This window comes from Rhodoplanes sp. SY1, from assembly GCF_046000175.1.
GTDB lineage: Bacteria > Pseudomonadota > Alphaproteobacteria > Rhizobiales > Xanthobacteraceae > Rhodoplanes.
The window spans coordinates 62042-86013 of the sequence record NZ_JBEOMB010000053.1; the positions used below are offsets into that span (position 1 = coordinate 62042).

Here is a 23972-nt window from a genome sequence, read left to right on the forward strand (position 1 = left end):
AGTTACGAAGACGCCAACGTCGCCGTCTCCGCGACGTTCCGCAACGCCGGCCGTGGCGACGCGACGGCATGCCGCGGCGCCGCGTCGAACGATGCGATGCCGCGCGTCACGGCTCCAGCACGCTGCGCGCGAGCGCGCGGGCTCGGGCGACCCAGCGGGCGAGTCGCGGCCGCCGGCCGCGCGGCTCCGGGTCGGGCTCGGCGAGCCGCAGGCCGACCCGGGTGACGCGCCCGCCCGCCTCGGCGCTGACCACCAGGGCGATGGCGCCGAGCGGCACCACGTCGCCCGGATGCGGCGGATGGCCGAGCGCCTCGGCGATGTGGTCGGCGAGCGTGATGTCGCGATCGGCGACCGCGATCTCCAGCCCGTAGATCTCGGCGAGCGCCCCGAGCGGCACGTCGGCGGCGACGAAGAAGTCGCCGAGCAGGCGCGGATCGGGCGCCGGCGGCGGCGGCATGTCGACGAAGAAGCGGTCGAGCGCCTGCGCCTTCTCGGGCGGGGCGAGCAGGTAGATGTGGTCGCCGGGCTTGATGGCGCCGGCCTCGACAGCCGACAGAACGCGCTGCTCGCGCACCACCAGCACGGGCTTCGCCCAGGACGGCACGATCTTGCGGCGCAGATAGGGATTGCTGGCGCCGACGTGATAGCCGACCAGCTCCTGCTCCAGCTGGCCCGGCAGGTCGAGCTCGACCCGGCGCGGCGCCGGCTCGGCGCGCGGCAACGCGATGCGCAGGAGCTTCGCGGCCGGCGCCAGCGTCCAGCCCTGCACCAGCAGCGACACCAGCACGACGACGAAGCCGATGTTGAAGTAGAGCTCGGCGCGCGGGAGCCCCACCAGGAGCGGGATCGAGGCGAGGAAGATGCCGACCGCGCCGCGCAGGCCCACCCACGAGATGAAGGCGCGCTCGCGCCACGAGAAGCGGAACGGCGTCAGGCACAGGAACACGGCGACGGGCCTCGCGACGAACATCAGCGTGGCCGCGATGGCGAGCGCCTGCAGGCCGTGCGACATCAGCCGTTCGGGCCAGGCGAGCAGGCCGAGCAGCACGAACATGGCGATCTGGGCGAGCCAGGTCGCGGCGTCCAGGAAGGCGATGATGGTGTTGTGGGCACGGGTCGGCCGGTTGCCGATGATCAGGCCGGCCAGGTAGACGGCGAGGAAGCCGGAGGCGTGGGCGGACTGGGCGAGTCCGAACACCGTGAGGGCCGCCGTGGTGACGAACGGGGCGTGCAGGCCCTGCGGCAGCGCCAGCCGGTTCAGCGCCAGCACGGTGGCGCGGCCGCCGACGAGGCCGAACAGGGTGCCGCCGAGGCCCTGGCCGAGCAGGCTCGCGAGCACGGCCGGCCACGGCCGGTCGCCCATCACCAGGAGCTCGACCAGCAGCACGGTGAGGAAGATCGCCAGCGGGTCGTTGGTGCCGGACTCGATCTCGATGGTCGCGGCGACGCGCGGCCGCAACCGCAGGCCCCGCCCGTGCAGCAGGAAGAACACGGCGGCCGCGTCGGTCGAGGCGACCACGGCGCCGACCAGCAGTGCCTCCAGCCAGTTGAGCCCGAGCACCCAGACGACGACCGGCGCCGTCAGGGCGGCGGTCAGGAACACGCCGATCGAGGCGAGCGTGAGGGACGGCGCCAGCACGCTGCGGAAGGTCGCGAAGCGGGTGCGCAGGCCGCCGTCGAACAGGATCAAGGCGAGCGCCACCGAGCCGACCGTGTAGGCGAGGTGGACGTCGTCGAAGCGCAGGCCGCCGGGGCCGGATTCGCCCGCCGCCATGCCGACCAGGAGGAAGACGAGCAGCAGCGGCGCGCCGAAGCGCAGCGCCACGAGGCTCGACAGGATGCCGGCCAGGACCAGAACAGCGCCGAGCAGGATGGAGAGACTGACGGTGTCGAGTGAATCCATTCTTGCGCGCGCGCACGTCCTGCGGTCGGAAAGGGCGAGGCGTCACGATACGGGCGTTCGCGCCGCGGGGCCAGCGCGAGATGGCCGGCACGGCCGCTGCCGTGCCGCGCGGTCATTCCGGGGCGCGGCGAAGCCGCGAACCCGGAATCCACCCACGACCTCCGAGCCCGTCGCTGGATTTCGGGTTCGTGCGTCTCGCGGCGCACGCCCCGGAATGACGGCCGTGGGTGGACGAATCCTCAGAACCCGACCTTGTCGCCGCCTTTCAGCGCGAGGATCTGCCGGGCCTCGTCGGGCGTCGCGATCTCGAGGCCGAGGCCCTCGACGATCTGGCGCACCTTGGTCACCTGCTGGGCGTTGCTCTCGGCCAGCTGGCCGGGGCCGATCCACAGCGAGTCCTCGAGGCCGACCCGGACGTTGCCGCCCTGCGCCGCGGCAATCGCGGCGGTCGGCATCTGGGCCCGGCCGGCGCCGAGCACCGACCAGCGATAGGTGTCGCGGCCGAGCAGCCGGTCGGCGGTCCGCCGCATCATGGCGATGTCCTCCGGATGCGTGCCCATGCCGCCGAGAATGCCGAACACCGACTGCACGAACAGCGGCGGCTGAACCAGGCCGCGCTCCAGGAAGTGGGCGAGATTGTAGAGGTGGCCGATGTCGTAGCACTCGAACTCGAAGCGGGTGCCGTTGTCGCGGCAGGTCGCCAGCACGAACTCGATATCCTTGAAGGTGTTGCGGAAGATCAGATCCCGCGTGCCCTCGAGATAGGCCGCCTCCCAGTCGTGCTTGAACGTCTTGAAGCGGTTCAGCATGGGATAGAGGGCGAAGTTGAACGATCCCATGTTGAGGCTGGCGAGCTCGGGGCTGTGGACCGCCGCCGGCCGCACCCGCTCCGACACCAGCATGGTCGGCGCGCCGCCCGTCGTGATGTTCACGATCGCGTCGCAGCCCGCCTTGATGGTCGGCAGGAACTTGGCGAAGGCCTCGGGCGACTGGTCGGGCCGGCCGGTCTCCGGATTGCGGGCGTGCAGGTGGACGATGGCGGCGCCGGCCTTGGCGGCGCCGATCGCCGATTGCGCGATCTCGTCCGGCGTCACCGGCAGGTGGGGCGACATCGACGGCGTGTGGATGGCGCCCGTGATGGCGCAGGAGATGATCACCTTGTTCTTCGGTGCGGTGCTCTTCGGAGTGGTCGCGCCACTGGCCGCGCTGCTCGCCGACATTCTGTGTCTTCCTCGGTTGATGCGTTCTGGGACGGCGACGTCCCGGACTCCCCGGCGCACGCGGCGTGTTGGTCGTCTTGTCTCGCGGGCCGCGTCCCCCGAGGGCGAGCTTACATGGTTCGGCCGGCCTGACCAGAGCCGGTGTGAGGTCCCTCACACAGCCTCCGGGTCGACCTGAACGCGGCAATTCGGGGCGACGACACATGGACAATCGCGGCGGCCGCCGCGTCCCAGCCGAAGGAGAGACCACGATGTCGTTCAAGACCAAGCTCGCCGCCGTCGCCCTCGCCGCCGTCACGCTCGCCGGCGCCGTCGCCGCCTCGACCGGCGAAGCCGCCGCCAAGCCGAAGCTCGGCCCGGCGATCGGGCTCGGCCTCGTCGCCGGCACGGCGATCGGCCTCGCCGCCGCCTCGTCGGCCTATGCCCGCCCCTACGGCGCCTACGGCTATTACGGCCCGGGCGGCTGCCGCTGGGTGCCGGTGCACAACTACTACGGCCAGTTCGTCGGCTCGAAGCGGGTCTGCTGGTGATCAGATACGTCGTCGGCCGCCCCCGGGACCGCACCGGGACCGGTGGCGGCCCGCGACAGACTGGTGGGATCGGCCAGGGATTTGCGCGTGCCGCCCACGCCCCCGCGTGTCCGGCCGATCTCGAAGGCCCGCCCGGTGCCCCCGCCGGCGGGCCTTTTCCGTTTCCGACTCGGTCGAAGCAGGCCGCCGGCAGACGGGCCGGGGGCGCCCGTGGTCAGGCCGTGACGGCGAGGCGGCGCGGCGACGCGGGCACGGCGGCGCGGCCGGTCGCCCCGTAGGCGGCCTGCGCCTCGTCGGGGGCGGCACGGCGCAGCTCGCGGGTCTGCGGCAGGCCGCGATTGGTGGCGATGAGCTGGGCGACGAAGCCGGCGAGGCTGCGGCCGGCCGGCCGGGGCGGCGGATCGCGCGTCACCGGGACGAGGGCGCGGCTCGGCAGCTCCGGCGTCGCGGCCGGCGCGTCGCCGTCGCGCCGGCGGTTGTCGCGCAGCACGGCGGAGAAATGCGAGACGCTCTCGATCGGCCGCATCGTCATGGTCCTGTTGCGAAACGGTCCTGCCGCGAAACGGTCCTGTCGCGAAACGGGACAGGGGACTGTCGCTCCCTTCGACAGCGCAACGCCCGTGCCGGCGGCGGGTTCGGCGCCGCGACCGCGGTGACGGCCTCCGCCCCCGTTCACCGGCCGGAGCTCATGTTAGCACTTGCTTAACCATTTCCCGATAGGCTGACGCCCACGCCGCTCGTCCGTCTTTTGGCCAGTGACACTCCGAGAAGCGATTCCGACGTGACCCGAAACGAGACGCTCGCCTGCCCGCAACCGGGACATCCGACTGCGGACGAACCGGTGTCGCTGCCCGCCACCGCGCCGATGGACTGTCCGCGCGCCCTCGACGCCTGCGGTATCCTGATGTCGATCGGCGACGTGCCATATGTGTGGGACCTCGCTACCGACCGGCTGCGCTGGGGCGGCAACGCCGCCGACGTGCTCGGCCTCACCGATGCGGCCACGATCGCGACCGGCCGCGACTTCGCGCGGCTGCTGGCGCCCGACAACGCCGAGACCCGGTTCGACGCGGTGATGCGCTCCGGCGCGGCCGACGGCGGCCCCGGCGTCCCGTTCTCGGTGCAGTACGCGCTGGTGCTGCCCGGCCGGCCGGACGAGCCCCTGTGGGTCGAGGATGTCGGCCGCTGGTTCGCCGGCTCGCGCGGCGAGCCGGCGCGCGTCCACGGCATCGTCCGGGTGATCACCGAGCGGCGCGCCCGCGAGGAGCGGCTCGCCTATCTGTCGCGCTTCGACGACCTCACCGGCGAGATGAACCGTTGGCACATGACCGAGGTGCTGGCCGCGACCGTCGAGGAGACGGTGCGGTATCGCGCCTCCTGCGGCTTCCTGCTGCTCGCCATCGACAATGTCGGCCGCATCAACGAGGCCTATGGCTACGAGGTCGCCGACGAGGTGGTCGCCGCCGTCGCCAAGCGGCTTCGCGCCCGCATGCGGGGCGGCGACCATCTCGGCCGCTTCTCCGGCAACAAGTTCGGCATCATCCTCAAGCAATGCACGCCCGACGACATCAAGGTCGCGGCCGAGCGCCTGCTCGCCGGGGTGCGCGACGGCGTCGTCCAGACCAAGGCCGGGCCGGTCGCCGTCACGGCCTCGGTGGGCGGCGTCACGGTGCCGCGCCACGCCCGCTCGGTGCGCGACGTGCTGGCCCGCGCCAAGGAGGCGCTGGAGGCCGCCCAGGCGAAGCGCAGCGGCTCGTTCCACGGCTACCAGCCGAACGTCGAGCGCGACGCGCTGCGCCGCGCCAGCGTGCGCACCTCCGACGAGATCATCACGGCGCTCAACGACCGCCGCATCGACATCGCCTTCGAGCCGGTGGTGCACACCGGGGCGCGGGTGCCGGCCTTCCACGAGTGCCTGATGCGCATCCGCCGCTCCGACGGCGCGCTGATCCCGGCCGGCGAGATCGTGCCGATCGCCGAGCGGCTCGGCCTGATGCGGCTGCTCGACCATCGCGTGCTCGAGCTGGTGCTCGATGCGCTGCGCCGGATGCCGCAGCTCGTCGCCAGCGTCAACGTGTCGCCGGCCTCGACCAGCGATCCCGACTGGTGGGAGGCGCTCGCCGCCGGCCTGCGCGGCCGGCCCGCCCTCGCGCGGCGGCTGATCATCGAGATCACCGAGACGGCGGCGATCCACGATCTCGACGAGACCCGCGGCTTCGTCGCGCGCGCGAAGGATCTCGGCTGCCGGGTGGCGATCGACGACTTCGGCGCCGGCTACACGTCGTTCCGCAACCTGCGCAAGCTCGGGGTCGACATCGTCAAGATCGACGGCGCCTTCGTGCAGCACATCACGCGCTCGGAGGACGACCGCGCCTTCGTGCAGACGTTCCTGGATCTGGCCCACCGGCTCGGCCTGGAGACGGTCGCCGAATGGGTGCAGGACGAGGAGTCGGCGGCGCTGCTCGCGTCGTGGGGCTGCGAGTATCTGCAGGGCCGCCTGACCGGACTCGCCACGGCCGAGCCGCCGTGGCCGAGCGTGACGGACTGCGGCGCCGCCGCGAGCTGATCACGTCGCGACGAGCGAGTGGCGAATAGCGAGTGGCGAGTAGAATGGACAGTAGGGTGGGCAAAGGCGCGGAACGCGCCGTGCCCACGCGGTTCGCCGTGTCGGCTCGACGATGCGACCGACGCCGCGGGACTCCGCTCGTTGTCGCCGGAGTCGACCGCGTGGGCACGGCGCGCCTTCGGCGCAGCTTTGCCCATCCTACGATCTGTTCGAGAGTGGCCGCGAAGTGGTGACCCGCCGGCCGCGTCAGCTCGTCGCGCCCTTGTCCTTCTCGGACTCGCTGAGGCGCTCGAGCCGCTTCTGCATGTCCTCGAGCTGACGGCGCAGTGCCTCGATCTCACCGGGCTGCGCCTCGGCCTTGTCGCTCCGCTCGGTCGCCGGCTCCGCCTCGCCGCCCTCGCTGCGCCGCGCGAAGGGCGTGAACATCGTGAAGGCGCGCTGGAACATCTCCATGTTCCGCCGCACCTGCTCCTCCACGGTGCCGAAACCGCCGACGCCCCAGGTCTGTGTCATCTGGTCGCGGAACTTCGACTGCTCGCGTGAGAACATGTCGAGCGAGGACTCGAGATAGCGCGGCACCAGCATCTGCATGCTGTCGCCGTAGAAGCGGATGAGCTGCCGCAGGAACGCGATCGGCAGCAGGTTCTGGCCCTGCTTGCCCTCCTGCTCAAAGATGATCTGGGTGAGCACGGAGCGCGTGATGTCCTCGCCCGTCTTGGCGTCGTAGACGACGAAGTCCTCGCCCGACTTCAACATCGCGGCGAGATCCTCGAGCGTGACGTACGTGCTCGTACCGGTGTTGTAGAGGCGCCGATTGGCGTATTTCTTGATGATAACCGGGGCTTCCGACTTGGCCATGGCGCTGTCGCTCTGCAACTGGGATGTCTGTAGGCGCGTCCTGTAGGATCGTCCTGTAGATCTCGGTGCGGAAGATCTTCTGCGCGTGCTCCAATTTGAGCTCGGGGTCCAAAAAATAGGCGAAATCTTCGGCGTCGGCTACCGTTTTGTGTGAGCATCCGCAAAAAGCTCGGAGGCCGGCTCCGCCCCACCGCACCGCCGTGCGCCCGCGTCCCAGGCGGCGGGGAGGGTCCGCCGACGGGCGGTCGGACAGCCGCGACGCCGCGGCGTTCGGGTGTCACCCGTTCGGGTGGTATCAACGATTGTCGAGGTGAGCGCCGCTGTGCCAAGCTCTCCGCCGGCCGTACCGGGGTGTCCGGAGGCTGTCGCAGACAACCGATAATCGAGGTCGCGAGAGAACGGGGCCCGCGAGACCACGCGGCGCGCACGGCGGGGAGTCGCCGCTGCGGCCGTCCTTCTGGAAACCAGGGAGCTTTCGAACATGGCAGACGACATCGTCATCGTCGGTGCGGCGCGCACGGCGGTCGGCAACTTCAACGGTGCGTTCAGCACCCTCCCGGCCCACGAGCTGGGCAAGATCGCCATCAAGGCCGCGCTGGAGCGCGCCGGGGTCGAGGCGAAGGACGTCTCCGAGGTGATCATCGGCCAGATCCTGGTCGCCGGTCAGGGCCAGAACCCGGCCCGCCAAGCGTCGATCGGCGCCGGCATCCCGGTCGAGGCGCCGGCCTGGGGCATCAACCAGCTCTGCGGCTCGGGCCTGCGCTCGGTGGCGCTCGGCGCCCAGCAGCTCCTCGACGGCAGCTCCGGCATCGTGGTGGCGGGCGGCCAGGAGTCGATGACCCTGTCGCCGCACTTCGCCTATCTGCGGAACGGCGTGAAGATGGGCGGCCTCGAGCTCGTCGACACCATGCTGCGCGACGGCCTGTTCGACGCCTTCCACGGCTACCACATGGGCGTCACGGCCGAGAACGTCGCCAAGAAGTGGCAGATCACCAAGGCCGAGCAGGACGAGTTCGCGGTCGGCTCGCAGAACAAGGCCGAGGCGGCCCAGAAGGCCGGCAAGTTCAAGGACGAGATCGTCCCGGTGACGATCAAGTCCAAGAAGGGTGACACGGTCGTCGACACCGACGAGTTCCCGCGCCACGGCGCCACCATCGACCAGATGGCCAAGGTGCGCCCCGCCTTCGACAAGGAAGGCTCGGTGACGGCGGCCAACGCGTCCGGCATCAACGACGGCGCCGCCATGGTGGTGCTGATGCGCCGCAGCGACGCCGAGAAGGGCGGCCACAAGATCCTCGGCCGCATCGCCTCCTGGGCGCATGCCGGCGTCGACCCGGCCATCATGGGCACGGGCCCGATCCCGGCCACCCGCGCGGCCCTGGCGAAGGCCGGCTGGAAGCACGAGGACCTCGATCTGGTCGAGGCCAACGAGGCCTTCGCGGCGCAGGCGCTCGCCGTCAACAAGGAGCTCGGCTGGGACACCTCGAAGGTCAACGTCAACGGCGGCGCCATCGCGCTCGGCCATCCGATCGGCGCGTCGGGCACCCGCGTGCTGGTGACGCTGCTGCACGAGATGGCCAAGCGCGACGCCAAGAAGGGCCTCGCCACGCTGTGCATCGGCGGCGGCATGGGCATCGCCATGTGCATCGAGCGCTAAAGGCGCGACACCTGACGACCCCTCGGGGGCGGCGCGCCGCTCCCGTCTTCTCCGGGCGGGCCCGGCGCAAATCGGTCACCGTTTCGGCGATCTCGATTTGCGTTCGGGCCCGCGCCGCGTTTTGATCGCCCCCGCTGCGGCCCGGTATCGCCGGACCGCGGCGAAAGCCGGTCGTCCGCCGCCGAGAGTCGGTCATCCGAGAGTCGGTCATCCGAGAGTCAGTCACCCGTCCCATGTCGCTCGACGTCGTCGACCTGCGAAACTTCTACGCCCAGCATCTCGGGACGGTGGCGCGCCGGTTCGTCGGCCGGGGCATCCGGTCGCGCTGGGCCGACACCCGCGGCCAGCGGGTGCTGGGGATCGGCTATCCGACCCCCTATCTCGGCCTGTTCCGCGAGCACGCCGAGCGCTGCCTCGCCTTCATGCCGGCCCAGCAGGGCGTGGTGCGCTGGCCGTCGGCGCGGCCGACGCTCGCGGCCCTGGTCGAGGAGTACGACCTGCCGCTGACCGACGCGGCGGTCGACCGGGTGCTGCTCGTCCACGCGCTGGAGATGGCCGAGGACGGCCTGTCGCTCCTGCGCGAGGTGTGGCGCGTGCTGGCGCCGAGCGGGCGCATCCTGGTGGTGATCCCCAACCGGCGCGGCCTGTGGGCCCGCATGGACACGACGCCGTTCGGCTACGGCCGCCCTTATTCGCGCACCCAGATTGTCCATCTGCTGCGTGAATCCTCGTTCACGCCGACCTCGTGGGGCGAGGCCCTCTACATGCCGCCGATCGGCAAGCGCTGGTTCCTGCGCTCGGCCCTCGCCTGGGAGCGCACCGGCGCGACGCTGGCGCTGCCGTTCGCCGGCGTCCACATCGTCGAGGCGACCAAGCAGGTCTACCGCGCGGCCGCGGTCCGCCGCGAGAAGCGCCGCCTGGTGCCGAGCCTGGAGCCGGCGCTGGAGCCGATGCCCGGCGCCGTGGCGCGGGTGCCGTGGGCGTCGGACGCCCGCTAAGGATCGAGCTCCGGGTAGCGCCGGAAGATGCCCATCTGGTTGAACGGGATGCGGCGCTCGGAGGCGAGGTAGGCGGCGATGCGGGGCCGCGCCGCGACCGCGGCGCGCAGCGCGACGACGTGTGGAGCCTTGCGCTCCTGGCGCTTCATCGTTCTCGGGAAGGCGAAACGCAGGCCTTCGACCACCTGGAACAGCGACAGGTCCGCATAGGTGAGCCGGCGGCCCGTCAGCCACGGGCCGCCGCTGCGCTCCAGCACGGTCTCGCACCAGCCCAGAAACTTCGGGATCCGTTCTGTTCGAAAGCTCTCGGCGCGGCGCGCCGCCTCTTTCTTCTGGTCCTCGTAGTAGAGGCTGGAGGCGATCGGATGGTGGCTGTCGTGCGCCTCCACGACGAGATCGGCCAGCGTGAGCTGGATCTGGTGGACCCACAGCCGGCCGGACTCGGTCTTCGGGGCGAGTCCGTGACGGTCGCCGAGGAACAGGAGAATGGCGGCGGTCTGGCCGATCAGCAGCCGCCCGGCGCGCAGGACCGGCGGGGCGAAGGGCGGATGCGGCACGCTGTCGCCGTCGATGAGGGCCAGCATGGCCGGCACGCCGCCGTCGGGCTCGGGCGCGCGAGCGACGTCGTCGTAGGGGGCGTCGGCCTCCTCCAGGGCGAGGCGGACGAACTCGCCGCGCCCCTGGATGGTCGGCCAGTAGTAGAGCTCGTAAGCCATTCCGGTCTCCAGACGATGGTTGCGCCGTGCCTCCGACAACGGGTTCGCGCCGGCCTCGTTCGAGGCGGCGGCGTTGCGTCCGCCAACTTGGCCCGCGACATTCAGGATGTCGCGCGAAAGTCGACCATCCGCGGGTCACGATGTTGCGCTAGGGCGGTTGCGGCCGTATCTCAGGGCCACTGTTAAGATCGGAGGTCCGGCGCCGCCGGCCGGACGTATTCGCTGACAAATCGATGTTGCCGGACCGCGTCGCGCGGTTCTCGGAGCGGGTGATGGACGACCGCACGAAGCTCCTGAAGTCGCTGTCGATCGACCGCAGCCCGGCGGCCGAGGCGCCGCGGCGCCGGCTGTGGCCCGTGCTGGTTGGCGGCGTCGTGGTCGGCCTCGCGGCGGCGGCCGGCGTCGTGGCCTATCTCGGGCACGACGCTTCGCCGGCGCGCCCGCCCGCCATGTCGACCGCGGCCACACCCGCCGCCACGGGTGCGGCGCCTCCGGCCGCGCCGTCCACGACCGCCTCGCCCGCCTCCGGCACGCCCGCGCCGGGCGCTCCGGCGACCGTCGGCCAGGCGCCGTCAACGGCTCCCGCCGCGCGGCCGCGGGCCGGCGGCCTCGCCGCCTCCGGCTACGTGGTGGCGCGCCGCAAGGCGACCGTGGCGGCCGAGATCACCGGCAAGGTGACCGAGACGCTGGTCGAGGAGGGCATGGTGGTGGAGGCCGGCCAGCCGGTCGCTCGCATCGACTCGACGCTGGCCGAGACCGACCTGGCGCTCGCCCGCTCCAAGGTCGAGGCGGCCGAGGCGGCGGTCGGCGCCATCACGGCCGACCTGCGCGACGCCGAGCGCATCTTCGGCCGCGTCCAGAGCCTGTCGAAGCGCGACTTCGCCACCGAGGCCGACCTCACCCGCACCGAGGCGCGCGTCAACGTGCTGCGCGCCCAGCTCACCCAGTCGAAGGCCCAGCTCGACGCCGCCCGGCTGGAGGCGCGGCGCTACGGCGAGGTGCTCGACAAGCACACCATCAAGGCGCCGTTCGGCGGCGTCGTCGTCGATCGCAGCGCCCAGCCGGGCGAGATGATCTCGCCGATGTCGGCCGGCGGCAGCTTCACGCGCACGGGCATCTGCACCATCGTCGACATGGACTCGCTCGAGGTCGAGGTCGACGTCAACGAGGCCTTCATCGGCCGCGTCCACAAGGGCGGCCCGGTGCAGGCCGTGCTCGATGCCTATCCGGACTGGATGATCCCGGCCTATGTGATCGCCATCGTGCCGACCGCCAACCGCGAGAAGGCGACCGTCAAGGTGCGGGTCGGCTTCCGCGAGAAGGATCCGCGGATCCTGCCCGACATGGCCGTCAAGGTGACGTTCCTCGACGACACGGCGGCGAGCGGCGCCACCGGCGGCGCGGCCGCCCCGGAGCGTGCCGCGGCGGCGCGGTGACCCCTCATCCATTCCCCAGCGGAGCGACTGCGTCGATGTCCGACATGCCTCTCGTCCGTCTCGCCGGTGTCAGCAAGGGATTCGTCAAGGGCCGTGACGCGATCACGATCTTCGACCGGCTCGACCTGACGATCCCCGAGGGCGACTTCGTCGCCGTGATGGGGCCGTCGGGCTCCGGCAAGTCGACGTTGCTCAACCTGGTCGGCGGCATCGACCGGCCGGACGCGGGCGAGGTGAACGTCGCCGGCTCCCGCATCGACACGCTGTCGGAAGGCCAGCTCTCGCGCTGGCGCGCCGCGACGATCGGCTTCGTGTTCCAGTTCTACAACCTGATGCCGATGCTCTCGGCCGCCCAGAACGTCGAGCTGCCGCTCCTGCTCACCAAGCTGGGCAAGGCGGAGCGCAGGACCCACGTCGAGACGGCGCTGACGATCGTCAACCTCGCCGATCGCGCCAAGCATTACCCGCGCGAGATGTCGGGTGGCCAGCAGCAGCGCGTCGCCATCGCCCGCGCCATCGTGTCGGACCCCAAGCTCCTGCTCTGCGACGAGCCCACCGGCGACCTCGACCGCGGCTCGGCCGACGAGATCCTGAACATGCTGAAGATCCTCAACCGCGATCTCGGCAAGACCATCGTGATGGTGACGCACGATCCCGCCGCGGCGCGCTTCGCCAAGCGCACCCTCCACCTCGACAAGGGGCATTTCGAGGAGAAGGAGCTGGCGGCGTGAACGACCTCGTGCTGATCCGCAAGAACCTGTTCCGCAAGAAACTGCGGGCGATCCTGATGATCGTCTCGATCCTGATCGCCTTCGCGATCTTCGGCGTGCTGGCGGCGTTCGAGCGGGCCTTCAACGCCGGCGAGGACGTCTCCGAGGCCGACCGGCTGGTGGTGGTCAACAAGATCAACTTCACCCAGCCGCTGCCGATCGCCTACTTCAACCGCATCGCCGCCGTGGAGGGCGTCAAGGACGTCACCTTCGCCAACTGGTTCGGCGGCTACTATCAGGATCCGAAGAACTTCGTGATCGTGATGGCGGTCGAGCCCGAGAGCTATCTGCGGATCAGCTCCAGTGACTTCGTGATCACGCCGGAGATGACGCAGGCTTTCGTGCGAAACCGCACCGGCGCGCTGGTCGGCCGCGCCCTCGCCGACAAGTGGGGCTGGAAGGTCGGCGACCGCATCCCGATCTCGTCCAGCATCTTCTCGCAGAAGAACGGCTCGCAAACCTGGGACGTCACCATCGTCGGCATCTTCGACAAGGCGAAGCCGCAGGCCGACACCAACCTGATGTTCATCCAGTACCCGTATTTCGACGAGACCCGCTCGTTCGCCAAGGACACGATCGGCTGGCTGATCCTCAAGACCGAGTCGTCGGCCATCAACGACCGGGTGATCAAGACCATCGACGCGATGTTCGCCAACTCCTCCTGGGAGACCGCGACCGACACCGAGAAGGCCTTCAACAAGGCCTTCGTGGCGCAGCTCGGCAACGTCGCCCTGATCGTCACGCTCGTCGTCGGGGCCGCCTTCGTGACGATCCTGATGATCGTCGGCAACACCATGGTGATGGCGGTGCGCGAGCGCACCCGCGAGATCGCCGTGCTCAAGACGCTCGGCTTCTCCGGCGCCCGCGTGCTGCGCCTGGTGCTCGGCGAGACGCTGCTGCTCGCGCTGATCGGCGGAACGCTGGGCCTCGCGCTCGCCACCGTCTTCACCTACTTCATGCGCAACACGCTCGCCATGTTCGTGCCCGGCCTCTCGATGAGTCCCGGCATCGTGCTGACCGCCTTCGGATTCATGATCCTGCTCGGGCTCGCCACCGGCCTGGTGCCGGCCCTCAACGCCTTCAAGCTGAAGATCGTCGAAGCGATGGGGCGCGGCTGACATGCTGAAGCAGATCGCCGCCGTCACGGCCATCAATCTGAGGAGCATCCCGCAGCGCTTCTGGCTGTCGCTGTCGACCGTGGTCGCGGTCGCGCTGGTCGTGATGGTGCTCTTGTCGTTCCTCGCCATGTCGGCCGGCTTCCGCCGCACGCTCGCCAGCTCCGGCGCCGACGACATCGCCATCGTGCTGCGCGCCGGCGCCCGCGCCGAGCTGAACAGCGTGATCGCCCGCGATCAGGTGCGGCTGCTCGAGGACGCGCCCGGCATCGCCCGCGATCCGCAGGGCAAGCCGCTCACCTCGGCCGAGCTGTATCTCGTCGTCGACGGCATCAAGCGCACCACCGGCACCAAGGCGAACCTGCCGCTGCGCGGCATCGGCGAGAGCGGCGCGGCGATCCGCAAAGGCATCCGCCTGGTCGAGGGACGGATGTTCGAGCCCGGCCGCAACGAGGTCGTGGTGGGCAAGAGCCTGCTGCGCGAGTTCTCCGGCTTCGAGCTCGGCCGCACCGTGAAGTTCGGCACCAGCCAGTGGACCGTGGTCGGCGTGTTCGAGGCCGAGGGCAGCGTCTTCGAGTCGGAGATCTGGGCCGACCTGCCGGTCGTGCAGAGCCTGTTCAACCGCCCCAACACGTTCCAGATTCTTCGCGCCCGGCTCACCGACCCTGGGGCGCTCGCGGCGCTGAAAGCTTATAACGACGGCGATCCGCGCCTGAAGCTCGACGTGAAGTCCGAGAAGGACTACTTCTCGGAGCAGTCCTCGCAGACCTCCGATCTGATCCAGAAGCTCGGCTGGCCGCTCGCCATCGCGATGGCGTTCGGGGCGCTCGCCGGCGCGCTCAACACCATGTACTCGTCGGTCGCCTCGCGCTCGGTCGAGATCGCGACGCTGCGTGCCATCGGGTTCGGCGGCTTCCCGGCCTTCGTCGGCACGCTGGTCGAGTCGCTCTTGCTCGCCGGCGTGGGCGGCGTGATCGGCGCGGTCGCGACCTTCCTGATCTTCGACGGCTTCTCGGCGGCGACGCTGGGCGCGAGCTTCACCCAGATCGTGTTCAGCTTCCAGCTGACGCCCGCGCTGATCGGGCAGGGCGTCGCGCTCGCCCTGATCGTCGGCCTGATCGGCGGCCTGCTGCCGGCGATCCGTGCCGCCCGCATGCCGATCGTCCAGGGGCTGCAGGGGTAGGGGGCGGAGGGGCGCGAAGGCGCCGCCACTTGCTCCGCTCATTCCCGCGAAGGCGGGAATCCAGGGGCCGCTCGCCGTGTCGCCCCTGGGTCCCCGCCTTCGCGGGGACGAGCGGATCAAACAACCGCCTCACCGTGGATGGCCGGGACGAGCCCGGCCATGACGACGGAAAGGCCGCCGTTCCTCACCCCACCAGCACATTCCGGAACTGCCAGGGATCGGACTCGTCGATGTCCTCCGGGAACAGGCCGGGGCGGCCGGTCAGCGGCGTCCAGTCCGTGTAGGTGCCGATCACCGGGCCGAGATAGGGCCGCTGCACCTCGAGGCAGCGGCGGAAGTCCATGTCGTCGGCCTCGACGATGCCGGCCTCCGGATTCTCCAGCGCCCACACCATGCCGGCGAGCACGGCGGACGTCACCTGCAGGCCGGTGGCGTTCTGATAGGGCGCCAGCTCGCGGGTCTCGTCGATCGAGAGCTGCGAGCCGTACCAGTAGGCGTTCTTGGCGTGGCCGTAGATCAGCACGCCGAGCTCGTCGATCCCGTCGACGATCTCGTTCTCGTCGAGAATGTGGATCTTGTCCTGGCGCTTGCCGGCGGCGCCGAACAATTCGTGCAGCGACAGCACGGCGTCGTTCGCCGGGTGATAGGCGTAGTGGCAGGTCGGCCGGTAGACGACGGTGCCGCCGTCCCGCACCGTCAGATAGTCGGCGATCGAGATCGCCTCGTTGTGCGTCACCAGGAAGCCGTACTGGGCCTGCGCGGTCGGGGTCCACGAGCGCACCCGGGTGTTGGCGCCGGGCTGCAGCAGATAGATGGCGGCGCCGCAGCCGACCTCGTGGGTGCGGCCGTTCGCCGGCATCCACGTCTCGTGAGTCCCGAAGCCCAGCTCGGCCGGCTGCATGCCCTCGGACAGGAAGCCCTCGACCGACCAGGTGTTGACGAACACGTTCTGGGGCTTGGGATGCTTGGCGCGCTGCGTGTCGCGCTCGGCGATGTGGATGCCCTTCACGCCGAGCTTCTGGGCGAGCTTGCCCCACGCCTCGCGCGATTTCGGTTCGACCGTCTCGACGCCGGTGTCGCGGGCGATGTCGAGCAGCGCCTGCTTGACGAACCACGACACCATGCCGGGATTGGCGCCGCAGCACGACACCGCCGTGATGCCGCCGGGCTTCTTGCGACGCGCCTCCAGCACGGCCTCGCGCAGCATGTAGTTGGAGCGCGCCGCGGTGCTGGCCGACTTGTCGAAGTAGAAGCCGGGCCACGGCTCGGCGACCGTGTCGATGTAGAAGCAGCCGAGCTCGCGGGCCAGCTCCATGATGGCGACCGACGAGGTGTCGACCGACAGGTTCACGCAGAAGCCGCGGCCTTCGCCCTTGGTCAGCAGCGGCGGCAGCAGCTCACGATAGTTGTCCTTGGTGATCGCCTCGTGGACGAAGCGGATGCCGCGCTCGTCGAGCAGCCGGCGGTCGGCGTCGCTCGGGTCGATCACCACGAAGCGCGACTTGTCGAACTGGAAGTGCCGCTCGATCAGCGGCAGGGTTCCCTTCCCGATCGAGCCGAACCCGATCATGACGATCGGTCCGTCGATTCGGGCGTGCACGGGCCAATCTTTCATTGCGGGTGCTCCGAAGCAGACGTGGATGGAAGAGGGGACGGCGGCGCGGGCGTCACCCGCCCGACCGGGGGGAGGTGAGGTGCGCGCCGCAAAATGACGCGCCCTCGTGAACGACAAACGACGGCAAAGATCAAGCCGCGCGGGGCAGGGCTGCACCGGCCTCGGCCGGGCCGGTCAGGGCCGGGGTCATGCCGAGGCGGCGAACCGCCCTCCTCGCGGCCCCGGACAGCGGCCGCTGAGTCACCGGACCGGCAGCGCCGTCGAGCGCCCCGTGTGCGAGCTCGCGGGCGAGCAGCCGCGGCTCGCGACCGTTCGGCATGGTCAGGCCGCCGGTCGCCGCCGCCGAGAAGCCGAAGCGCGCGTAATACGGCGCGTCGCCGACCAGCAGCACGGCGGCGTGGCCGCGCTGCGCCGCGACGGCGAGCGCCCGGCGCATCAGCGCGGCGCCGATGCCTTCGCTCTGGCGGGCCGGATCGACGGCGAGCGGGCCGAGCAGCAGCGCGTCGCGGCCACCGGCCGCCACGGGCCACAGCCGCACCGTGCCGACGAGCCGCTCGCGCCCATCCGCGCCGGTGTCGACTGCGACCAAGGCGAGGCCCGCGGCCGGCGCGTTGCCGGCGCGCAGCCGCTCGGAGCCCTTGGTGAAGCGGCACGGGCCCATCGCCCGGTCGAGCAGCGCCTCGCGGGCCGGCACGTCGGCCGGCCGCTCGGGACGAATCGTGATCATGGCAGTATCCCCCGCCACTGAAAGCGCGCCCGGCCAAGGTTCCGGGCAGGGATCGGCAAAACGCAGACCGTCATGGCCGGGCTTGTCCCGGCCATCCACGTTTTCGGGTGAGACGGACGTTGCGCGTGGATGCCCGGGACGAGCCCGGGCATGACGACTCGGAGGGTGGGGCCCTCAGATGTGGTAGGTCTTCAGCGGCTCGAAGCCGTTGAACGCCACCGCCGAGTAGGTCGACGTGTACGCCCCGGTCCCTTCGATCAGCAGCTTGTCGCCGATCTCCAGGCTCACCGGCAGCGGGTACGGGTTCTTCTCGTACATCACGTCGGCCGAATCGCAGGTCGGGCCGGCGAGCACGCAGTCCGACACGCGGTCGCCGTCGCGCGGCGTGCGGATCGGGTAGCGGATCGCCTCGTCCATGGTCTCGGCGAGGCCGCCGAACTTGCCGATGTCCAGATAGACCCAGCGCAGCTCGTCCTTCTCGCTCTTGGTCGAGACCAGCACGACCTCGGCCTCGATCACGCCGGCATTGCCGACCATGCCGCGGCCCGGCTCGATGATCGTCTCCGGAATCGCGTTGCCGAAGTGCTTGCACAGCGCCCGGAAAATCGCCCGGCCGTAGCTCTCCACCACGGGCACCTTCTTCAGGTACTTGGTGGGGAAGCCGCCGCCCATGTTGACCATCGAGAGCGTGATGCCGCGCTCGGCGCAGCCCCGGAAGATCGCCCCGGCCGACTTCAGCGCGCGGTCCCACGAGCGGACGTTGCGCTGCTGCGAGCCGACATGGAACGACACGCCATAGGCCTCGAGCCCGAGCCGGTGGGCGTGCTCGAGCACGTCCACGGCCATCTCCGGATCGCAACCGAACTTCCGCGACAGCGGCCACTCGGCGCCGGCGCAGTCGTACAGGAACCGGCAGTAGACGCGGGCGCCGGGCGCGACGCGGGCGATCTTCTCGACCTCGGCCTTGCAGTCGACCGCGAACATGCGGACGCCGAGCGCATAGGCGCGCGCGATGTCACGCTCCTTCTTGATCGTGTTGCCGAACGACACCCGGTCCGGCGACGCGCCGGCGGCGAGCGCCATCTCGATCTCCGGCACCGACGCGGTGTCGAAGCACGAGCCGAGCGAGGCCAGGAGCGACAGCACCTCCGGGGCCGGGTTCGCCTTCACGGCGTAGAACACCCGGGTGTCCGGAAGGGCATGGGCGAAGGCGAGATAGTTCTCGCGCACGACGTCGAGGTCGACGACGAGGCACGGACCGTCCTCGCGGCGACGGCGCAGAAACTCGCGGATGCGCTCGGTCATGGCGCTCTCCCCAGCAGGCTACGCGACGGCCGGCGAAGGCCATCGTTATGGTGGGTGCGGGCGGAGATGCCTCCACGACCACGCGCGATGGGGACGCGTGAATCGTGAACGGCTCTTCGACCGTCCGTGCTGCCTTGGATTGGAAAGGGGAGGCCCCGATCCGCACGCCCGGCAATGATGAACAAGCCTCTTCGGCGCCCTGATCGGCTGTGGAAGGCCGACAGGACCAAAAAAGCCCGCTCCGTCGTTGCTTTAAGCCGCGTCCCCCGCTGAGGACGGGGTGCGCCGGTTTCGCCTCCGGCTGTCGATCAAGTGTTCGGAGCTTCAACAACCGGCGATCTTGCGATCGTACCGATCTCGCTCCGGGCGGCTGTCCGGCCTCTTGTCCGGATGCCCACCGATCGACACACGGCCACAGGCACGTGCGAAATTGGGCAAGGGTCACTTAAGTGATTTGACCCGGGGGTGCAAGACGTATCCGCACCCGGAAGGCCTTCTCGGCCGACAATTTTTTCAGGAAAGTTCGTCGAGATTTAACGAAGCGTGTCCGGGCCGCAACAGGCCCGATTCGCCGCCGTCTCGATGGGGCGGGCGGCCCGCTTCGCGACGTGCGGCCGGCTTCGCGGCGCTCAGCCGCGGGTCGTGAACGGCTCGACCTTGGCGGCGCTGCGCACGAACTGCACCATCACGGCGACGCCGGCGAGCATCAGCAGGCCCTGAAGGCCCCAGGCGCCGTAGTCGCCGAGCCCGAGCAGGTTTGCCACCGCCCAGCCGCCCGCGAAGGCGGCGCCGAACACCTCGGCCCCGATCAGCAGCGCGGCGCCGAGCACGGTCGTCACGTTCGACCAGGCGATGCGGCGGGAGACGGGCTTGGAGACGGTGTCGAGCACGGGCGGATCCTCGAGAGCTTGGCCGGGCGGACTCTCCACGAAAGCCTGCCCGGGTCAAGTCGGCCGCCGGCCGCAGGTCACCAGCAGACGCGGCGGGTCCAGCAACCGCGCCGGTTGCAGACGCGGCGCATCGCGCACGGCACCTCGTGCACGATCGAGGCCGACCTGGCGGCGGACCGGACGGCCGCCGCGTCGGCGGGCGCCGCCGTGGCGGACGGGACGATCAGCAATCCGAGAGCGATGGCGGCGAGGCTGCCCAGCACTATATTGCGCATGTGGTCCTCGATGGTCGGCCGCGGCGTCGGGATCGCCGTCGGCGGGTCTGCCCTCCACGGCGGCCGGCGCGTGCCGACCGTCTCCCGGTCCGCAAATCCTAAACCAGGCGGTAATCCATGGCTGTTCAATCGTCCGCGAGCGCCCCCGGCAGCAATCCCTTCGACACCGCCTGGACCACCCCGTTCGAGACGCCGCCCTTCGAGACAATCCGGCCGGAGCATTTCGAGCCGGCCTTCGACGCGGCGCTCGCCGCCCACCGGGCCGAGATCGAGGCGGTCGCGACCGATCCCGCGTCCCCGACCTTCGCCAACACGATCGCGGCGCTGGAGCGCAGCGGCCGGGCGCTGAGCAAGGTCTCGGCGGTGTTCCACGTGCTCGCCGGGGCGCACACCAACGACGCGCTTCTGAAGCTCGAGCGCAGCCTGTCGCCGCGGCTCGCCGCCCATGCCAACGCGATCCGCACCGACGGCCGGCTGTGGGCCCGCATCGTCGCGCTCGGCGACGGCACAGGCCTGGCGCCCGAGGACGCCCGGGTGCTGGAGCGCTACCGCATCACGTTCCGCCGCTCGGGCGCCGGGCTCGACGCCGCCGCCAAGGCACGGCTCGCCGAGATCACGACGCGGCTGGCGACGCTCGGCACCACGTTCAGCCAGAACGTGCTGGCCGACGAGCAGTCCTTCGTGATGGTGCTGGACAGCGAGGCGGATCTCGCCGGCCTCTCCGCCTCGGCCCGCGAGGAGGCGAAGGCGGCGGCGGCCGAGCGCGGCCACCCGGGCAAGTACGCCATCACGCTCGCCCGCTCCAGCGTCGAGGGCTTTTTGCGGTCGGCCGAGCGGCGGGACTTGCGCGAGCAGGCCTTCAAGGCCTGGGCGGCGCGCGGCGAATCGGGCGGGCCGACCGACAACTCCGCCGTGATCGCCGAGACGGTGCGGCTGCGCGCCGAGCGCGCGCGGCTGCTCGGCTACGACAGCTTCGCGGCGTTCCGCCTGGAGGACGCGATGGCGAAGACGCCGGACGCGGTGCGGGCGCTGCTCGACCGCGTGTGGACGCCGGCGCGGGCGCGCGCCCTCGCCGACCGCGACGCCATGCAGGAGATGATTCGGGCCGAGGGCGGCAACGCCCCGCTCGCCGCCTGGGACTGGCGCTTCTATGCGGAGAAGCTGCGCAAGGCGCGCTACGGCATCGACGAGGAGGAGGTGCGCCCCTATCTGCCGCTGGAGCAGATGATCACCGCCGCCTTCGACACCGCCGGCAGGCTGTTCGGGCTCGGCTTCGCCGAGCGCAAGGACGTGCCGGTGTGGCACCCCGACGTGCGGGTGTGGGAGGTGACGGGGCCGGGCGGGGCGACGGTCGGCCTGTTCTTCGGCGACTATTTCGCCCGCAGCAGCAAGCGGTCGGGCGCCTGGATGACGTCGCTGCGCAAGCAGGAGAAGCTCGACGGGGCGGTGCTGCCGCTGATCGTCAACGTGATGAACTTCGCCAAGCCGGCCCCCGGCGAGCCGGCGCTCCTCTCCTTCGACGACGCCCGCACGCTGTTCCACGAGTTCGGCCACGCCCTGCACGGCCTGCTCTCCGACGTGACCTATCCGACCATCTCGGGCACCAGCGTCGCCACCGACTTCGTCGAGCTGCCGTCGCAGCTCTACGAGCACTGGATGCAGCACGAGACGGTGCTGAAGCGCTTCGCCCGCCACGCCGTGACGGGCGAGCCGATGCCGGACGCGTTGATCGCGCGGCTCGCCCGCGCCCGCACGTTCGGGCAGGGGTTTGCCACGGTGGAGTACGTGGCCTCGGCGCTGGTCGATCTCGACCTGCACGTGCTGTCGCCGGAAGCGGCCGCCGACGTCGACCCGAAGGCCTTCGAGCGCGACGCGCTGGCGCGGATCGGCATGCCCGACGAGATCGTCATGCGGCACCGCACCCCGCATTTCACCCATGTGTTCTCGGGCGGCGGCTACGCGGCGGCCTATTACAGCTACATGTGGTCGGAGGTGCTCGACGCCGACGCCTTCGCGGCCTTCGAGGAGACCGGCGACGTGTTCGACCCCGCCGTCGCGAAGAAGCTGAAGGACTTCGTCTACGCCGCCGGCGGCGCCCGCGACCCGGCCGACGCCTACGTCGCCTTCCGGGGCCGCCTGCCCGAAGCCGACGCCCTCCTGAAGAAGCGCGGGCTGGTCGCGGCGGCTTAGTCGCCGACCAAGACTCCGCTCATTCCCGCGAAAGCGGGAATCCAGTATTGCTCTGCCTCGTCGCCCCTGGGTCCCCGCCTGCGCGGGGACGAGCGGGCGCGGGATGCCGTGCTTAATCTCGATCTCCGTCCTCACTCGTCGTCGGTGCCGCGCCGACCGTTCGCCCGAGCCTTCATGACCCTCCACACCGCCGGACATCGCCGCGGCGTCGCCGCCGCTCCCCATCATGCCGCCGCCGAGGCGGGACGCGCCGTGCTGGCCGAGGGCGGCAACGCGCTCGAAGCCATGGTCGCCATGGCGGCCATGATCGCCGCCGTCTATCCGCACATGACCCATGTGGGCGGCGACGGGTTCTGGCTCGTCCACGAGCCGGGCGGGAAGGTTCGCGCCCTGATGGCGCCCGGGCCGGCCGGCGCCGACGCCCGCATCGAACTCTATCGTGAGCACGAGGCGATCCCGACCCGCGGGCCACTCGCGGCCCTGACCGTGCCGGGTGCCGTGTCGGGCTGGGCGCTGGCGCTGGAGGCCGCCAAGGCGCTCGGCGGCCGCACGCCGCTGGGCGGCAAGGTGCCGCTCGCCGTGCTGCTCGCCCCCGCCGTCAAGGCGGCCCGCGACGGCTACGTCGTCAGCGCCAGCCAGCACGCCCTTACGACGACGCATCTGGCCGACCTCACAAAATCCCCCGGCTTCGCCGAGGTGTTTTTGGCCGACGGCAAGCCGCCGGAGCCGGGCGCGACGATGCGGCAGACGGCGCTCGCCGCGACGCTCGACCATCTCGCCCAGGCCGGGCTCGACGACTTCTATCGCGGCGACGTCGGCCGCGAGATCGCCGCCGATCTCGACCGCATCGGCAGCCCGGTGACGCGCGCCGATCTGGCGGCGCAGCGCGCCTACGCGGCGGCGCCGCTGTCGACCAGGATCTCGGTCGGCACCGTCCACAACGCGCCGCCGCCGACGCAAGGTTTGGCGTCGCTGATCATCATGGCGCTGTTCGACCGGCTGCGGGTGGCCGAGGCCGAAGGCTTCGACCACGTCCACGGCCTGGTCGAGGCGACCAAGCGGGCCTTCGTCATCCGCGACCGCGTCGTCACCGACCCCGACCGGCTGCCGGTGCCGCTCGACACGCTGCTCGACCCGAAGCGGCTCGACGCCGAGGCGGCGAAGATCGACATGCGGCGCGCGGCGCCGTGGCCGCACAAGGGCGACAAGGGCGACACCGTCTGGATGGGCGCGGCGGACGCCAGCGGCCTGGTCGTCTCCTACATCCAGTCGATCTACTGGGAGTTCGGCTCCGGCTGCGTGCTGCCGCGGACCGGCGTGCTGATGCAGAACCGCGGCGCCAGCTTCTCGCTCGACCCTAAGGCCCTGCGTGCCCTCGCGCCCGGGCGAAAGCCGTTCCACACCCTCAACCCCGCGCTGGCGGTGCTGAAGGACGGCCGGGTGATGGCCTACGGCACCATGGGGGGCGACGGCCAGCCGCAGACCCAGGCCGCCGTGTTCAGCCGCCACGTGCTGTTCCGCCAGGGCCTCGCCGAGGCGCTCGACGCGCCGCGCTGGCTGCTCGGCCGCACCTGGGGGGCGGCCCGCGACAACCTCCGGCTCGAGCCGCGCTTCCCCGATCGCCTGGTCGACCAGCTCCTCTCCGCCGGCCACGAGGTGGAGCTGGTGCCCGAGCCATATTCGGTGACGATGGGCCATGCCGGCGCCGTCGTGATGCATCCCGACGGCACGATCGAGGGCGCCCACGACCCGCGCGCGGACGGCGGCGCGGCCGGGGTGTGAGCCGGGCTGCGTCGCCGGCCTCGTGTCCCGGGCCGGCGCAGCGCGCAGCGATGCGTCGTGACCCGGGACCCAGGGCTCGGAACCGAAGCGAACGTCACTGGGCCCCGGCTCGGACCGCCCCGGCGAGCCGGGCCGGCCCGTCCGGGGCACGAGGTCGGGGCAAGCACGCCGCCCCGTAAGGCCCCGTTAAGCCTTCCTTCCGCCCCACTCGCCACTATGGTCTCATCACGTCGCGC

Annotated in this window: 20 protein-coding genes; 10 read left to right on the forward strand and 10 right to left on the reverse strand. The window is 70.9% G+C overall.

What is annotated here, in order from left to right:
• Positions 1 to 106: 106 nt before the first annotated feature.
• The gene (locus ABTU92_RS15160; protein WP_408092021.1) at positions 107 to 1903 is read right to left on the reverse strand and encodes a potassium/proton antiporter; all 1797 of its coding nucleotides are present in this window, start codon (positions 1901 to 1903) and stop codon (positions 107 to 109) included.
• A gap of 239 nt (positions 1904 to 2142) precedes the next feature.
• The gene (locus ABTU92_RS15165; RefSeq protein ID WP_408092023.1) at positions 2143 to 3123 is read right to left on the reverse strand and encodes a 3-keto-5-aminohexanoate cleavage protein; all 981 of its coding nucleotides are present in this window, start codon (positions 3121 to 3123) and stop codon (positions 2143 to 2145) included.
• 251 nt (positions 3124 to 3374) lie between these two features.
• Between ABTU92_RS15165 and ABTU92_RS15170 the strand changes: the two genes are divergently transcribed.
• Positions 3375 to 3653: a hypothetical protein gene (locus ABTU92_RS15170; RefSeq protein ID WP_408092025.1), complete on the forward strand. Its 279-nt coding sequence runs from the start codon at positions 3375 to 3377 to the stop codon at positions 3651 to 3653.
• Between the two features lie 214 nt (positions 3654 to 3867).
• On the opposite strand, the gene ABTU92_RS15175 is transcribed toward ABTU92_RS15170, so the two are convergent.
• Positions 3868 to 4179 (reverse strand): hypothetical protein, encoded by a 312-nt coding sequence (locus ABTU92_RS15175; protein ID WP_408092027.1) that lies wholly within the window; start codon positions 4177 to 4179, stop codon positions 3868 to 3870.
• A gap of 315 nt (positions 4180 to 4494) precedes the next feature.
• Between ABTU92_RS15175 and ABTU92_RS15180 the strand changes: the two genes are divergently transcribed.
• The gene (locus ABTU92_RS15180; protein ID WP_408092029.1) at positions 4495 to 6219 is read left to right on the forward strand and encodes an EAL domain-containing protein; all 1725 of its coding nucleotides are present in this window, start codon (positions 4495 to 4497) and stop codon (positions 6217 to 6219) included.
• A gap of 246 nt (positions 6220 to 6465) precedes the next feature.
• Here ABTU92_RS15180 and phaR read toward each other — a convergent pair whose 3' ends face one another.
• On the reverse strand, positions 6466 to 7077 hold the full coding sequence (gene phaR, locus ABTU92_RS15185; RefSeq protein ID WP_408092031.1) for a polyhydroxyalkanoate synthesis repressor PhaR: 612 nt from the start codon (positions 7075 to 7077) through the stop codon (positions 6466 to 6468).
• Positions 7078 to 7558: 481 nt separating this feature from the next.
• On the opposite strand from phaR, the gene ABTU92_RS15190 reads away from it, so the two are divergent.
• Together ABTU92_RS15190 and ABTU92_RS15195 are read left to right on the forward strand one after the other, a co-directional pair.
• Complete coding sequence (locus ABTU92_RS15190) at positions 7559 to 8734, forward strand: acetyl-CoA C-acetyltransferase (RefSeq protein ID WP_408092033.1); 1176 nt, start codon at positions 7559 to 7561, stop codon at positions 8732 to 8734.
• Between the two features lie 233 nt (positions 8735 to 8967).
• Positions 8968 to 9732: a class I SAM-dependent methyltransferase gene (locus ABTU92_RS15195; protein WP_408092035.1), complete on the forward strand. Its 765-nt coding sequence runs from the start codon at positions 8968 to 8970 to the stop codon at positions 9730 to 9732.
• On the opposite strand, the gene ABTU92_RS15200 is transcribed toward ABTU92_RS15195, so the two are convergent.
• Positions 9729 to 10448 (reverse strand): glutathione S-transferase, encoded by a 720-nt coding sequence (locus tag ABTU92_RS15200; RefSeq protein WP_408092037.1) that lies wholly within the window; start codon positions 10446 to 10448, stop codon positions 9729 to 9731. The two genes, ABTU92_RS15195 and ABTU92_RS15200, sit on opposite strands and share 4 nt — an antisense overlap.
• A 272-nt stretch (positions 10449 to 10720) precedes the next feature.
• Here ABTU92_RS15200 and ABTU92_RS15205 point away from each other — a divergent pair, with 272 nt between their 5' ends.
• From ABTU92_RS15205 to ABTU92_RS15220, 4 genes are read left to right on the forward strand one after another with little or no spacing between them, the layout of a single operon-like run.
• Positions 10721 to 11884, forward strand: coding sequence for an efflux RND transporter periplasmic adaptor subunit (locus tag ABTU92_RS15205; protein ID WP_408092039.1), 1164 nt, complete (start codon positions 10721 to 10723; stop codon positions 11882 to 11884).
• Between the two features lie 35 nt (positions 11885 to 11919).
• Entirely contained in the window at positions 11920 to 12615 is a 696-nt protein-coding gene (locus ABTU92_RS15210) for an ABC transporter ATP-binding protein (RefSeq protein WP_408092041.1), read from the forward strand.
• Positions 12612 to 13772, forward strand: coding sequence for an ABC transporter permease (locus ABTU92_RS15215; protein WP_408092043.1), 1161 nt, complete (start codon positions 12612 to 12614; stop codon positions 13770 to 13772). Before ABTU92_RS15210 ends, ABTU92_RS15215 begins: the two co-directional genes overlap by 4 nt.
• Before the next feature lies 1 nt (position 13773).
• Entirely contained in the window at positions 13774 to 14952 is a 1179-nt protein-coding gene (locus tag ABTU92_RS15220) for an ABC transporter permease (RefSeq protein WP_408092045.1), read from the forward strand.
• Positions 14953 to 15136: 184 nt separating this feature from the next.
• Here the strand turns inward: ABTU92_RS15220 and ABTU92_RS15225 are convergent, their stop codons facing one another.
• The 5 genes from ABTU92_RS15225 to ABTU92_RS15245 all read right to left on the reverse strand — a co-directional run bounded on the left by ABTU92_RS15225 (position 15137) and on the right by ABTU92_RS15245 (position 19764).
• A complete protein-coding gene (locus ABTU92_RS15225; RefSeq protein ID WP_408092047.1) occupies positions 15137 to 16567 on the reverse strand; it encodes a homospermidine synthase in 1431 nt (476 codons plus the stop codon).
• A gap of 130 nt (positions 16568 to 16697) precedes the next feature.
• Complete coding sequence (locus ABTU92_RS15230; protein WP_408092049.1) at positions 16698 to 17294, reverse strand: GNAT family N-acetyltransferase; 597 nt, start codon at positions 17292 to 17294, stop codon at positions 16698 to 16700.
• 174 nt (positions 17295 to 17468) lie between these two features.
• Entirely contained in the window at positions 17469 to 18599 is a 1131-nt protein-coding gene (locus ABTU92_RS15235; RefSeq protein ID WP_408092051.1) for a type III PLP-dependent enzyme, read from the reverse strand.
• Positions 18600 to 19228: 629 nt separating this feature from the next.
• Positions 19229 to 19489 (reverse strand): hypothetical protein, encoded by a 261-nt coding sequence (locus tag ABTU92_RS15240; protein ID WP_408092053.1) that lies wholly within the window; start codon positions 19487 to 19489, stop codon positions 19229 to 19231.
• Positions 19490 to 19566: 77 nt separating this feature from the next.
• A complete protein-coding gene (locus tag ABTU92_RS15245; RefSeq protein ID WP_146618852.1) occupies positions 19567 to 19764 on the reverse strand; it encodes a hypothetical protein in 198 nt (65 codons plus the stop codon).
• A gap of 117 nt (positions 19765 to 19881) precedes the next feature.
• Here ABTU92_RS15245 and ABTU92_RS15250 point away from each other — a divergent pair, with 117 nt between their 5' ends.
• Entirely contained in the window at positions 19882 to 21954 is a 2073-nt protein-coding gene (locus ABTU92_RS15250; RefSeq protein WP_408092055.1) for a M3 family metallopeptidase, read from the forward strand.
• A 174-nt stretch (positions 21955 to 22128) separates the two neighbouring features.
• Positions 22129 to 23736, forward strand: a complete 1608-nt coding sequence (locus ABTU92_RS15255) for a gamma-glutamyltransferase family protein (protein ID WP_408092057.1) — start codon at positions 22129 to 22131, stop codon at positions 23734 to 23736.
• Positions 23737 to 23972 lie beyond the last annotated feature (236 nt).